Annotated in this window: 13 protein-coding genes and 1 tRNA gene; 7 read left to right on the top strand and 7 right to left on the bottom strand. The window is 65.0% G+C overall.

What is annotated here, in order from left to right:
* Window positions 1-136: 136 nt before the first annotated feature.
* Window positions 137-1,555 carry a M20 family metallopeptidase gene (locus tag ACFQX9_RS09550; protein WP_085350760.1) on the bottom strand — a complete coding sequence of 473 codons (1,419 nt, stop codon included), beginning with the start codon at window positions 1,553-1,555 and terminating at the stop codon, window positions 137-139.
* A gap of 283 nt (window positions 1,556-1,838) precedes the next feature.
* Between ACFQX9_RS09550 and ACFQX9_RS09545 the strand changes: the two genes are divergently transcribed.
* The 3 genes from ACFQX9_RS09545 (at window position 1,839) to ACFQX9_RS09535 (ending at window position 4,198) form a co-directional block, all read left to right on the top strand.
* Entirely contained in the window at window positions 1,839-2,810 is a 972-nt protein-coding gene (locus ACFQX9_RS09545) for a S1C family serine protease (RefSeq protein ID WP_018453218.1), read from the top strand.
* Window positions 2,811-2,838: 28 nt separating this feature from the next.
* Complete coding sequence (locus tag ACFQX9_RS09540) at window positions 2,839-3,909, top strand: phospholipase (protein ID WP_377788010.1); 1,071 nt, start codon at window positions 2,839-2,841, stop codon at window positions 3,907-3,909.
* An 82-nt stretch (window positions 3,910-3,991) separates the two neighbouring features.
* Complete coding sequence (locus ACFQX9_RS09535; RefSeq protein ID WP_018453216.1) at window positions 3,992-4,198, top strand: hypothetical protein; 207 nt, start codon at window positions 3,992-3,994, stop codon at window positions 4,196-4,198.
* Window positions 4,199-4,275: 77 nt separating this feature from the next.
* Here ACFQX9_RS09535 and ACFQX9_RS09530 read toward each other — a convergent pair whose 3' ends face one another.
* The 3 genes from ACFQX9_RS09530 to ACFQX9_RS09520 all read right to left on the bottom strand — a co-directional run bounded on the left by ACFQX9_RS09530 (window position 4,276) and on the right by ACFQX9_RS09520 (window position 5,942).
* Entirely contained in the window at window positions 4,276-4,935 is a 660-nt protein-coding gene (locus ACFQX9_RS09530; protein WP_026232486.1) for a DsbA family protein, read from the bottom strand.
* 98 nt (window positions 4,936-5,033) lie between these two features.
* On the bottom strand, window positions 5,034-5,510 hold the full coding sequence (locus ACFQX9_RS09525; protein ID WP_085350764.1) for a PaaI family thioesterase: 477 nt from the start codon (window positions 5,508-5,510) through the stop codon (window positions 5,034-5,036).
* Window positions 5,511-5,513: 3 nt separating this feature from the next.
* Window positions 5,514-5,942, bottom strand: a complete 429-nt coding sequence (locus ACFQX9_RS09520; protein ID WP_018453213.1) for a thioesterase family protein — start codon at window positions 5,940-5,942, stop codon at window positions 5,514-5,516.
* 109 nt (window positions 5,943-6,051) lie between these two features.
* Between ACFQX9_RS09520 and ACFQX9_RS09515 the strand changes: the two genes are divergently transcribed.
* Window positions 6,052-6,600, top strand: coding sequence for a TetR/AcrR family transcriptional regulator (locus ACFQX9_RS09515; RefSeq protein WP_085350765.1), 549 nt, complete (start codon window positions 6,052-6,054; stop codon window positions 6,598-6,600).
* Between the two features lie 47 nt (window positions 6,601-6,647).
* Here ACFQX9_RS09515 and ACFQX9_RS09510 read toward each other — a convergent pair whose 3' ends face one another.
* The gene (locus ACFQX9_RS09510; RefSeq protein WP_085361101.1) at window positions 6,648-7,139 is read right to left on the bottom strand and encodes a hypothetical protein; all 492 of its coding nucleotides are present in this window, start codon (window positions 7,137-7,139) and stop codon (window positions 6,648-6,650) included.
* A 202-nt stretch (window positions 7,140-7,341) separates the two neighbouring features.
* On the opposite strand from ACFQX9_RS09510, the gene ACFQX9_RS09505 reads away from it, so the two are divergent.
* A complete protein-coding gene (locus ACFQX9_RS09505; protein WP_018453210.1) occupies window positions 7,342-7,626 on the top strand; it encodes a PsiF family protein in 285 nt (94 codons plus the stop codon).
* A 98-nt stretch (window positions 7,627-7,724) separates the two neighbouring features.
* Entirely contained in the window at window positions 7,725-8,810 is a 1,086-nt protein-coding gene (locus ACFQX9_RS09500) for an AbrB family transcriptional regulator (protein WP_377788003.1), read from the top strand.
* 3 nt (window positions 8,811-8,813) lie between these two features.
* On the opposite strand, the gene ACFQX9_RS09495 is transcribed toward ACFQX9_RS09500, so the two are convergent.
* Complete coding sequence (locus tag ACFQX9_RS09495; protein WP_377788000.1) at window positions 8,814-9,353, bottom strand: disulfide bond formation protein B; 540 nt, start codon at window positions 9,351-9,353, stop codon at window positions 8,814-8,816.
* Window positions 9,354-9,507: 154 nt separating this feature from the next.
* Here ACFQX9_RS09495 and ACFQX9_RS09490 point away from each other — a divergent pair.
* Window positions 9,508-9,592, top strand: a tRNA-Leu gene (locus ACFQX9_RS09490).
* Window positions 9,593-9,693: 101 nt separating this feature from the next.
* Here ACFQX9_RS09490 and ACFQX9_RS09485 read toward each other — a convergent pair.
* Window positions 9,694-11,016: an FAD-binding oxidoreductase gene (locus tag ACFQX9_RS09485; RefSeq protein WP_018453207.1), complete on the bottom strand. Its 1,323-nt coding sequence runs from the start codon at window positions 11,014-11,016 to the stop codon at window positions 9,694-9,696.
* Window positions 11,017-11,173: the final 157 nt, after the last annotated feature.

Below are 11,173 nucleotides of genomic sequence, written 5' to 3'. Positions count from 1 at the left end.
TCTTCTGACTGTCTGTTGGGCAAAACCATATTCCGCAGCCCATCCGATCGGCAATCCAGCATCAAAACACGCTGAATTCCGCGCTGCACTGCAGAAAATTTGATCGCCGCATCAGACGAAGTATCGAGGCGAAATTCTACGCCACGGACATGTCGAGCGGCGGCGCGACGTGGTCTGGCAGCGGACAGACGTAAGGCGTCTTGGCTGTCCGCTTCTGGAGGTCAGCCTTGGCAGCCTTGATCAGCTCCGGGTCCGTCAGCGCCTTGATACCGATGCCGGCCATCGCCTTGGCGGCCTGCACCATGGCCTTGTGCGCATGCGCGCTCTTGCCCTGCGCGACCACCTGCCAGGTGTGGAAGGGCGTACCGATTGCAACCGTGGGTGCGTGGACCTGCACGGTCGGCACCACCCAGCTCACGTCGCCGACGTCGGTCGAGCCGACCAGCGGATTGCGCTTGGCATCCAGTGGCACCAGGAAGTCAGCCAGCGGCCGGTCGGTCGGCTCCATGCCGATCGCGTAATAGACCGACTCGATGTCCTTGTCGCTCAGCGTTGCGCGGATCTCCGTGGCAAAGCCCTTGTCTGCGTCGTCGAAATGCGGCGGTCCGAGCTCTTCCATGACCCGATGCAGCGCCTGCTCCAGCGGCGTGTTCGGCAGGATGTTGGAGACCGCGGAGATGATCTTCATCTCGACCTTGGTCTCGGTCATCAGCGCCGCGCCGTCCGCGATCTTGCTCACGCGTCCGACCAGCTCGTTCATGCCAGGCAGATCACGGGCGCGGATCGAATAGCGCACGCGCGCATGCGCCTGCACCACGTTCGGGGCGATGCCGCCGGTGTCGAGCAGCGCGTAGTGCACGCGCGCGTCGCTCGGCATGTGCTCGCGCATATAGTTCACGCCGACATTCATCAGCTCCACGGCGTCGAGCGCGGAGCGGCCGAGATGCGGCGAGGCCGCCGCATGCGAGGTCCGGCCCGTGAAGATGAAATCGGCGCGGGTGTTGGCGAGTGACGGCGTCACCGCGACTTCCCAGAAGCTGTGCGGATGCCAGGTGATGGCGATGTCGGCGTCTTCGAATGCACCGGAGCGCACCATGAAGGCTTTTGCCGCGCCGCCCTCCTCCGCGGGGCAGCCGTAATAGCGCACGCGGCCCGGCACCTTGTTCTCGGCAAGCCAGTCCTTCACCGCCGTCGCGGCGAGGAGAGCTGCGGAACCCAGCAGATTGTGACCGCAGCCATGGCCGTGGCCGCCAGTCTCGACCGGACGATGCTCCGCGACGCCGGCCTCCTGGCTCAGGCCCGGGAGCGCGTCATATTCTCCCATGAAGGCAATGACCGGTCCGCCCTCGCCCCATTCGCCCATCACCGCGGTCGGAATGCCCGCGACCTGCTCGGTGATGCGGAAACCCTGATGACGCAACTCGGCGAGATGCTCGGCGGCGGATCGCGCCTCGGTGTAGCAGACTTCGGGCATGCCCCAGACCTTGTCGCTGAGGTCGATGAAACGTGCCTTGATCGTGTCGATGCCACGCCAGATATCGCTGCGGTTGTCCATGCTTCGGCCCCGTGATCCCTCGGTCAAACGAAGCGGCAATGGTTAGCAGCTTCATTGTACCGCGCCTAGCACCTCGCCGGACAGCAGCCATGCGGCCAATGCCGGAGGCCCGCTTGACCCGCCGTGCATCAAGCCTTCCCGCGCCTTTCAAAGATTTCATCCGGTGCCTCGGGAATAGTTGGGGAACGAGGCTTTCAAGACGGCCTCCTCCGGCCTAAATTATCCATGCTTCGCGCGTCGTTCCGCTAATCGGCGGAGCGATGCTCTCAGCCAGGAGAACTCCATGCCCGCCCTGACCGAATGGAGAGTGCCACCGGCCAATCAGCCGCGTGCGAGCGATTACGGTTTCGATCTCGACCGCGCGCTCGCCTCCGTCGTCGGCCTGCATGCCATCATCCCGCCGGACGCCTTCAGCGCCGAGACACTGGGGACTGAACGCGCCGGCAACGGCGTCGTGATCGACGACGGGCTGGTGCTCACCATCGGCTACCTCATCACCGAAGCAGAGTCCGTGTGGCTGCATGTCGGAGACGGGCGCGTGGTGGAAGGACATGTGCTCGGCTTCGATGCCGTCACCGGCTTTGGCCTGGTGCAGGCGCTCGGCCAGCTCGATGTCGCCCCCTTGCCGCTCGGGATCTCGGCCGAGACCCGGCTCGGCGACCGCGTCGTGGTCGGCGGCGCTGGCGGACGCACGCGCTCGGTCGCGAGCCAGATCGTGGCCAAGCAGGAATTCGCCGGCTACTGGGAATATCTGCTGGACGAGGCCATCTTCACCCATCCCGCGCACCCGAATTGGGGCGGCACGGCGCTCCTCAACGAGCGCGGCGAGCTGATCGGCATCGGCTCGCTGCAGCTCGAACGCGAGCGCGAGGCCAAGGCCGAGCACGTCAACATGATCGTGCCGATCGACCTGTTGAAACCGATCCTGGACGATCTGCGCAAATTCGGCCGCGTCAACAAGCCGGCACGGCCGTGGCTCGGACTGTTTTCGACCGAGATCGACAACCGCGTGGTTGTGATCGGGATCTCCGCCAATGGTCCCGCCGCCCGTGCCGAGCTCAAGACCGGCGACGTCATCCTCGCGGTCGACGGCGAGAAGGTCACGAGCCAAACCGGCTTCTACAAGAAGCTGTGGGGCCTCGGCGCTGCCGGCGTCGACGTGCCGCTGACGGTACATCATGAAGGCGTCACCTTCGACGTCACGGTGACCTCGACCGATCGCTACAAGCTCTTGAAGGCGCCGAAGCTGCACTGACGATCAGAACTGACGCAAGGAAGCGACGATGAGCGAGGCCGTCGTTGACGATATCGTGGCCGTGCTGCCGCCGCTGCTCAATGCGCTGGAGGCGCTCGCCTTTTTTCAGCGCAACCTGCACCCGCCGGCCTTCGGCTCCGTGATGAATGCGATTGGCGCTCCCGACGAGGCGTTGCAAGCGGCGCGCGCGGCAATCCGAGAATGGCCGGAGGAGTTCACCGGACTGCGCGAGCGGCTCGATCGTGCCTGCGACGAGACGCTCGCCGCCTTTGCCGGCCTGCGCGAGGTCGAACGTGGCAATGGCGACCTCGTCGCGGTCTTCCGCGCACTACGTCATGTGCCGCGCGCGCAGGAGGCACTCTATCCGCTGGCCGTGCGGTTTCCGCCGGTCAGCAGTTTCTTCCTCAACGCCGCGAATCGCGAGAATGCCGACCTGTTGTCGCGGCTCGAAGCCGGCGCGGACGCGCACACCGGCATCATCCACGATCACAACGAGCCCGGCAGCCGCGGTGGCTTTTCGGTCTACGTGCCCGAATATTATACGCCCGATCGCGCCATGCCGCTGGTGATGGCGTTGCACGGCGGCAGCGGCAACGGCCGCGGTTTCCTGTGGAGCTGGCTGCGCGATGCCCGCAGTCTTGGTGCGATCCTGGTGGCGCCGACCGCGACCGGCCCAACCTGGGCGCTGATGGGTGACGATTCCGACACGCCCAACCTCATGCGCATTCTCGAAACCGTGCGCAGCCGCTGGACCATCGACGCCTCGCGCATGCTGCTCACCGGCATGAGCGACGGCGGCACCTTCTGCTACGTCACCGGCCTCGACGGCGCCTCGCCCTTGACGCATCTCGCGCCGGTGTCGGCGACCTTCCATCCGCTGATGGTCGAAATGGCTGACGCTGCGCGTCTGCAGCGCCTGCCGATCTTCATCGCGCACGGCAAGCTCGACTGGATGTTTCCGGTGCAGACCGCGCGGCAGACGCAGGCGGCCCTCGCTGCCGCCGGCGCCGACGTCACCTATCGCGAGATCGACGACCTCAGCCACACCTATCCTCGCGAGATCAACGCGGAGCTGGTGCAGTGGCTGAATGGAGAATGAACAACCTCTCCTTCCCTGCGCCCTACTGCCGCGGAACTATCACTCCGGGCCGACGTTATCGCCCGTCATCGGAGGTTTCGCCATGCGGATGTTCCTTGGAATGATTTTGGGCGCGCTGCTGCTTGCCTGCGGCGTGTATGTCTATGACTCCATGCAGACGTCGTCGGTTGCTCATGGCGAGGTCGCGACGACCAATCGCACCATCGTAAACTGGGATGTCGCCAAAGCCGATTGGGACGCGCTGCGCGATCGCGCGCACAAGGACTGGGTCCGCATCTCCTCCAAGTAACGACGTGGTATCATGAATGAGGCGCCGTCGCGGGTCCGCGGCGGCGCCTTCGTATTGCGCGGTGAATATCGCTCGGCTCAGTTCATCTTAGCCTTGCGGGCGTCGGCGATGACCTGCTCGAACTCGTTCATGCTGAGCACGCCGGGCACGCGGTATTTGCCGACGATAAAGGACGGCGTGCCGCGGAAACCGAAGGCTTCGGCCTGCTCGTTGTTGCGCTTGAGCACGGCGTCGATGTCCTTGGCGTGATCGGCGAGATCGCGCTTCAACCGATCCATGTCGACGCCGGCCGCCGCGAGCAGTTCGTTGATGCGCGGCTCCGTCAGGCGCGAGCTGACGCCCATCATGGCGTCATGGGCCTGGTGGTATTTGTCCTGGAATTTCGCCGCCAGCGCGGTCCGCGCCGCCGTGACCGAAACCGGACCGAGAATCGGCCAGTCCTTCATCACCAGCCGGACCTTGCCGTCGTCCTGGATGACCTGACGCAACTCGGGCTCGAGCTTGCGGCAATAGGGGCAGTTATAGTCGGACCATTCGATGATGCTGATATTCCCGTCGGGATTGCCGGCCACGGGAACGTCGGGATCGCGCAGCACCTTGGCTTCGGTCAGCACCTCGTCTTCATCGGTAGCCGCCCGCGCCGCGGTGATCCCACCGGCGACAAGGGCGCCCGCTCCAATCAGCGTCAGCGCCGCGCGCCGCGTCGGCACAAGGCTCTTATTCCTGAATCCAGCCATATCTCGTTCCATTTCGGTCCCATTTCCGTGGATACGGTCCGAGACTGGGAATTGTTACAGGTCATATAGAGTGTCGCGGCGCCGATGTCATCGCCACGCTATGCCGGTATCGGGGCCGGCGCTTGCGCAGCCACAGCGCGGGGCAGCATTGCCATCAGCGTCCCGGTCATCGTGGCGATCAACGTGACCTTGCCCTCGTGCTCGGCAAACGCCCTGGCCTCGCAAAAGGTCAGCGTGCGGCCGGGCTTGACCACCTCTGCCTTGAAGACGAAACGCTCGCCCCGTGCCGGCGCGAGCAGCGTGGTCTTGAACTCGACGGTGAGGATATCGGCCTCGCCCGGCATCAGGGTAAAGGCTGCGACACCACAGGCATTGTCGAGGCCTGCGGTAATGATGCCGGCGTGGACAAAGCCGTTCTGCTGTGTGAGGGCCGGCGAATGCAGCATGGCTAGTTCAGCCTCGCCCGGCGCAAGGCGGACGATCACGATACCGAGCGTGTGCATCGCCGGCTGGGCGTCGAACATGGCGATGGCAGCCGCGCGATAGCCCGGGTTCTTCGGCTCATATGCAGCCATGGCTCAGGCCTCCGCCTTCTCGGCGAGGTGCCTCAAGGCCACCTCGCGGATGGCATCCGTGAACGGCACCGATTTGCGCTGGCTACGGTCCATGTGCACGCCCGTGATCTCGCAGAACGCGGCGATCTCGCCGGTCTCGGCATTGGTCATGTCGTGCCGGAAGCGGATCGATTTGTCGCGGATCTCAAGCAGATGGCTGCGGATCTCGACGATGTCGCCGGCGCGCAGCTCGCGCTTATAGGTGATGTTCTGCTGCACGGCGGCCATGCCGCGGCCGGAGCCGCGCAGATAGCTCGGCGTCAGCCCGAGGCGGGCGAACAGATTCCAGTTGGCCTCGTCGAATTTGCCGACATACCACATGATGTTCATATGGCCGACGTGATCGCACTGCCATGGATAGACCGTGCCGCGATAGGTCGCCTCCTGCTCCATCGCAATTCTCCCTGGCCTTTTCTGCCTTTGATTGTCGATACGGTAGCGTATCAACCTCCTCCCGCGTTAGCAATACGGCACCGTATCAAGAATCGGCGAGGCTGCCTGCATGAGTGACGGCAAAGGCGATGTCTGGGTCGAGGCAGGGCTCACCGAGCTCGCCCGATCGGGAGTCGAGGGGGTTCGGGTCGAGGTGCTCGCCAAGAACCTGGGCGTCACCAAGGGCGGCTTCTACCGCCGCTTCGCCGACCGTGCCGCGCTGCTCGGTGCCATGCTGGAGCGCTGGCGCGAGGGGCGCTCAATGGCGATCGCGCAGCAGACGAGCCTTGATGGCCAAGAGCCCCGCGAACGGCTGCGGGCGGTGATCCAGCTCTATTCCGAGCGGCTCAATCCCGACGGGATGGCAATCGAGCTTGCGATCCGGCAATGGGCCCGCTCGGACGAGGGCGCCGCCGCGGCGGTGGCGAACGTAGACGCGGCGCGGCTGAAGCACGTCACCGAGCTCTATCGCGCGACCGGCCTCGATACCGAGGCAGCCGAAGCGCAGGCCTTCCTGTTCTACTGCTTCATCTTCGGCCAGAGCCTGCTGTTCGTCGAGCGCGGCCCGCGCAAGCGATCGCAGCTCGTCGCGAAATCGGCCGAGAAGCTACTGGATTAAAGCAAGAGGCCGGAGCTTGGCTCCGGCCTCTGCGTCGTCTGGAAGCGTCAGGCGGCGCCCTTCAGCTTCTTGTTGCATTCGCTGTAATAGCCGCCGCCCTTCTCGATCCACTTCATGCCGCCATTGCCGTTGGTGGCCTTGTTGGCGTTGTACTGGTCGACGCAGGTGTGCAGGCGCCCCTTGCCGGGGGTCTCCTTGGCGTATTTCGGATCGACCGCGTTCGGATAGATCGCGGGGCCGGCCGGCAGGGTCGGGGCAGCAGCCGGGGCGGCCTCCTTCTTCGCCTGCTTCGGCTCGGCGGGAGCGGCGGGCGCAGCAGGAGCGGCCGCGGTCGGCGCAGCCGCTGGCGTCGCGTCCGCGCCGCACTGGGCCTTGCGGAAGTCATTCCACTTCGTGGTGCCGAGCGACCCGTCCTTCTTGGCGGCCTGGTATTTCGCGCTGCACTCCTGCGAGGTCAGCGCCTGCGCCGGCGCACTTGCCACCAGCGCGGCAAAGCCCGACAGCGCAACTGCACATAGCAACTTTGATTGAATGGTCATCCTTGGTCTCCTCCTTGATCTTCCCCCGAGGGAAGTGAACCGAGGATTGCTATCCTAGCGTGCCGCCCGCCCGCGACAAGGAAGCGATGGCTGCTGCCGCCAAAATATAGTGATCCTCCACGTTCCAATTATTCATGTCGCGTTCAGCAACGCCAGCCGACTTTCGCGCCCTTCGCAATTCCCGCAAGAAGAGTGCAGCACCATGACCCTCACATCTCGCCTCGCCGTCGTCGCTCTCGCCTCCCTGCTCGCCACCGGCACCGCCTTCGCGCAGACCGCCGCGCCGGCAGCAAAGACCGACACCAAAACCACAACCGCCGCCCCCATGGACAAGAAGGCACCGAAGGAGCACTCGGCCGAGTCGCTCGAATGCTCCAAGCAGGCCGACGCCAAGGGCCTGCACGGCAAGGAGCGCAAGAAATTCCGCTCCGAATGCATCAAGACCGCCAAGGCCGGCATGGCCGCGCCGGCTGCGGAGAAGAAGTAAATCCTTCCCCCCTGCTCGCGGCTTCGGCGAGAGGCGCGCGCATTGCGGTATGACGTGGCCGCAATTGTGCGCCTCTTGTTGATTTGCGATAAGGTGGTGTGAAGCAAATCACCGCCTCCCTGCCGTTCGAATGGCCGAGCCGTGCCAAGATGTTGAGCACGGTGGAAACGCTCGTCATTGGCACCGCCGGGGGCCTCGTGTTTCTGCTCGCGGGCCTTCCGGGGGGATTGATCTCGGGCTCCATGATCGCGGTCGGGATCGCCGCGATCGCCGGTCGCCAGCTGACGCTGCCGCCGATCCTGACCCAGACGGTGCTGGTGCTGCTCGGCATTTCGTTAGGATCAGTCGTCTCTCGCCACCTGCTTCAACAGGTCAGTGCCTATCCGCTCACCATCGGGCTGCTCGCGCTCGCGACCTTCTGCTCGACCTTCGGCTCCAGTTATTATCTCCAGCGCATTCACGGCTGGGACCGCACCTCGGCCTTCCTCGCCGGCAGCCCCGGCGCGCTGTCGCAGATCACGATTTTGGCGGTCGAGCGCGGCGCCGACCTGCCGGGCATCGCGGTGGTGCAGACCATGCGCGTCATCATCCTCACCGCGGCCCTGCCGATGGTGCTGGCGTTCGCCGGCGTCGTGCCCTCCGTCGCGCCATCGCTGACGACGACGATCGCCTCGCCGCTCGACCTCGTCGAGCTGGTCGCGGCCTCGCTGGCCGCGGCACTCCTCCTGCGGCTGATCAGGTTTCCGGCGAGCTGGATGTTCGGTGCGATGATCGGCTCAAGCGTGCTGCATGGCGCCGGTTGGGTCGAGGGCGGCCTGCCGGACTGGGTACGCGGCGTGGCGCTGGTCGGCATCGGCGCCCTGATCGGCAGCCGCTTCGCGCGGATGAGGATCAAGACGCTCGCCGGCCACATCAACGCGGCACTGGGCTCGTTTGCCATCGCCATCGCCGTTTCCGCGATCTTCGTCGGCATCGTGGCGCTCACCACGCAGGTGAAATTCTCCGACGTCGTGGTCGCCTACGCACCGGGCGCGATGGACGCCATGCTGGCGCTGGCCCTGACGCTGCACATCGATCCGATCTTCGTCGGCGCACATCACCTCTCGCGCTTCGTCTTCGTGACGATCGCGACGCCGGGCATTGTGCACCTGTTCGGCCGGACGCAGGACGATGTGGATGATTGAGCCTCAGCGCTTCACCGTCGCAACGAATCCCCACGCGGCGATCGCAGCCATCAAGAGCGAGATCAGCACGTTGTAGCCGGCAAGCGAGAGGCCGAGGAAGCGCCACTGCACCTCGTCGCAGCGGACCACCTTCACGGTGTCGAGCCGCGACAGCAGGTCGGTGGCGCTGCCGAGATTGACGACGGGACCGGAGCAGTCGGTCGGTCCCTTCCAAAAGCCCCATTCGACGCCGGAATGATAGGTGCCGAGCCCGGCATTGGCGATGCTCGCGAGCGCAAGGATCGCCAGGCCCGCGAGCAGCAGCGGTCTCGGCGCACCGCCCCGCGCCGCGAGTGCGATGAGCAGGCCGAGCGGGATCACGAGGTAATAGGCGTAGCGCTGCTCCAGGCAGAGCGGACAGGGCACAATCCCGAGCACCAGCTGGAAGAACCAGACGCCCGCGATGGTCGCGGCTGCCGTCAGCGCGACCGCGAGCGAAGCGGCCAGCGCAGGGGTCGTGGCCGCCGGTTTGAACGCAGGTATTGCGGCACTCTGGGTTGTCACGGCAGCCTCTTTTCGATGGGTCGCTTTCCAAGGCTGTAACCCCGGCTCATGCGGCTGTCGAGAACGGCCCGGATCACTTTGGCGCGGGTTGACCCCGCTTGGTCCATGGCTATAGTCCGCCGGCTTCGCGACGCCCGCCTAGGGCCGACCGAGGGCCCCTGTGGCGGAACTGGTAGACGCGCTCGACTCAAAATCGAGTTCCGCAAGGAGTGCTGGTTCGATTCCGGCCAGGGGCACCAACTAGGCTGTTCAAGCCCGTTCTAAATCGTCCGCAACCATCCGCAGTACTCCAAACCTGGCGTTGCTCGGTACGCGTCAGGCCCGACTTCCGGCTCGATCTTCAGATGGCCGAGATGTCCAGCTTCGAGCCATCGGTCAGACGCGACAGCCGGAACGGTGCGGGATCGACGCAAGGAGTGTCGTTGACGAGAAGCTGTGCGGCCAGATAGCCAAGGCCCGGGCCCAAACCGAAGCCGTGACCCGAGCAGCCCGCTGCGAGGACGAGGCCTTCCACCCGGTCCACCTTCGACACGACAGGCACTGCATCCGGCGTGCAATCGACGAAGCCGCCCCAAGCGCTACCGAGCTTTATTTCGCCGAGTTGGGGGAAGGTTTTCCGGACACTCGCCACCACTTGGCTCACCAGCCATTTCAAGGGCGGAGGATCCAGCACGCGATTCTGTTCGAAGATCCGATCGTCGTTGGTCAGCAGCGCCGTCATTGAATCCGGCCCCGAAACGAACGATTGGCCGACGCCAATCCTGACGTTCTTCAGGCGACGCAAGAACTGCGGCATGAATTCCCGGCTGTACCGGATAGCCTGGGGCGTGATTTCGAGGTTCGCCTTGCCGCTGATCGCAAGCGTATAGCTGCCGTCCAGTCGACGCGTGATCGTGCAGTAGGGTGTGGAGACCGCCTCGCCTATGTTGATTGTCGGGGTGGAACGCAGCGCGGTCTGACGGATGCTCGCTTGGGGAAAACTGATCCCGAGCGGCCGAAGGAAGCGCGAGGACCAGGCGCCGGCGGCGCAAAGCACCGCGCTGGTTCTGATATAGCCCTTCTCCGTGTGCACGCCTGCAATCTTGCCATTGGCCAAGTCGAGCGCCCGCGCGGCGCATCCCTGGTGGATCGTGGCGCCCAGAATTCTGGCCCCTTCGGCGATAGCCGGCGCGGCGAGCGCAGGTTCGGCCTTGCCGTCCCGAGCCGAATAGGTCCCGCCGACCCATTTGTCGCGCGCTTCGGGGACGCGCTCGGCCACCTCCGCCCGGCTCAGCACGCGGGTGTCGACGTCGTACTCCCTGGCGACCTCGCGCCACCTTTCCCAGCCGGCGAGCACAGCCTCGTCGTGGGTCGCATAGACGAGTCCGCAGCGCCGAAATCCGAGGTCCCGATTGATATCGCGCGTGAGCTCGTCCCACAGCCGCATAGAGATCACCGAGAGTGGCAGTTCGCGGCGATCGCGGTTCTGCTGCCGGCACCAACCCCAGTTTCGGCTCGATTGTTCACAGGCGACGTGACCCTTCTCGAGGAGCGCCACAGAGAGGCCGCGCTTCGCCAGGTAATAGGCGGCCGTAGCGCCGAGGATACCGCCGCCGACTATGACGACATCGGCCTCGGCCGGGAGACGCTCATCGCTGTGAATGCGCTCGACATGGGGCGACATGTTCCAACGAACCTCGGCTGCCAAGAACGCGGAAGCAAAATTCCGATCAACCCTTCATCGCATCAGGCGCCCGATAGAATGTGCTGAAATCATCTAGGACTTCGCAAGATGTTCGGGTTTTTGAGCGCTTGAGCGATACGAGCTGCTCAAGCGCGAT

The sequence above is a fragment of the Bradyrhizobium sp. GCM10028915 genome (assembly GCF_042666195.1).
GTDB lineage: Bacteria > Pseudomonadota > Alphaproteobacteria > Rhizobiales > Xanthobacteraceae > Bradyrhizobium > Bradyrhizobium canariense_D.
Note: the sequence above shows the minus strand (reverse complement) of the source record. Positions and strands in the feature narration are given on the sequence as shown.

Coding starts and splice junctions, on each gene's coding strand:
- ACFQX9_RS09550 (WP_085350760.1), bottom strand. CDS start 1,555: ATGGACAACCGCAGCGATATCTGGCGTGGCATCGACACGATCAAGGCA.
- ACFQX9_RS09545 (WP_018453218.1), top strand. CDS start 1,839: ATGCCCGCCCTGACCGAATGGAGAGTGCCACCGGCCAATCAGCCGCGT.
- ACFQX9_RS09540 (WP_377788010.1), top strand. CDS start 2,839: ATGAGCGAGGCCGTCGTTGACGATATCGTGGCCGTGCTGCCGCCGCTG.
- ACFQX9_RS09535 (WP_018453216.1), top strand. CDS start 3,992: ATGCGGATGTTCCTTGGAATGATTTTGGGCGCGCTGCTGCTTGCCTGC.
- ACFQX9_RS09530 (WP_026232486.1), bottom strand. CDS start 4,935: ATGGCTGGATTCAGGAATAAGAGCCTTGTGCCGACGCGGCGCGCGGCG.
- ACFQX9_RS09525 (WP_085350764.1), bottom strand. CDS start 5,510: ATGGCTGCATATGAGCCGAAGAACCCGGGCTATCGCGCGGCTGCCATC.
- ACFQX9_RS09520 (WP_018453213.1), bottom strand. CDS start 5,942: ATGGAGCAGGAGGCGACCTATCGCGGCACGGTCTATCCATGGCAGTGC.
- ACFQX9_RS09515 (WP_085350765.1), top strand. CDS start 6,052: ATGAGTGACGGCAAAGGCGATGTCTGGGTCGAGGCAGGGCTCACCGAG.
- ACFQX9_RS09510 (WP_085361101.1), bottom strand. CDS start 7,139: ATGACCATTCAATCAAAGTTGCTATGTGCAGTTGCGCTGTCGGGCTTT.
- ACFQX9_RS09505 (WP_018453210.1), top strand. CDS start 7,342: ATGACCCTCACATCTCGCCTCGCCGTCGTCGCTCTCGCCTCCCTGCTC.
- ACFQX9_RS09485 (WP_018453207.1), bottom strand. CDS start 11,016: ATGTCGCCCCATGTCGAGCGCATTCACAGCGATGAGCGTCTCCCGGCC.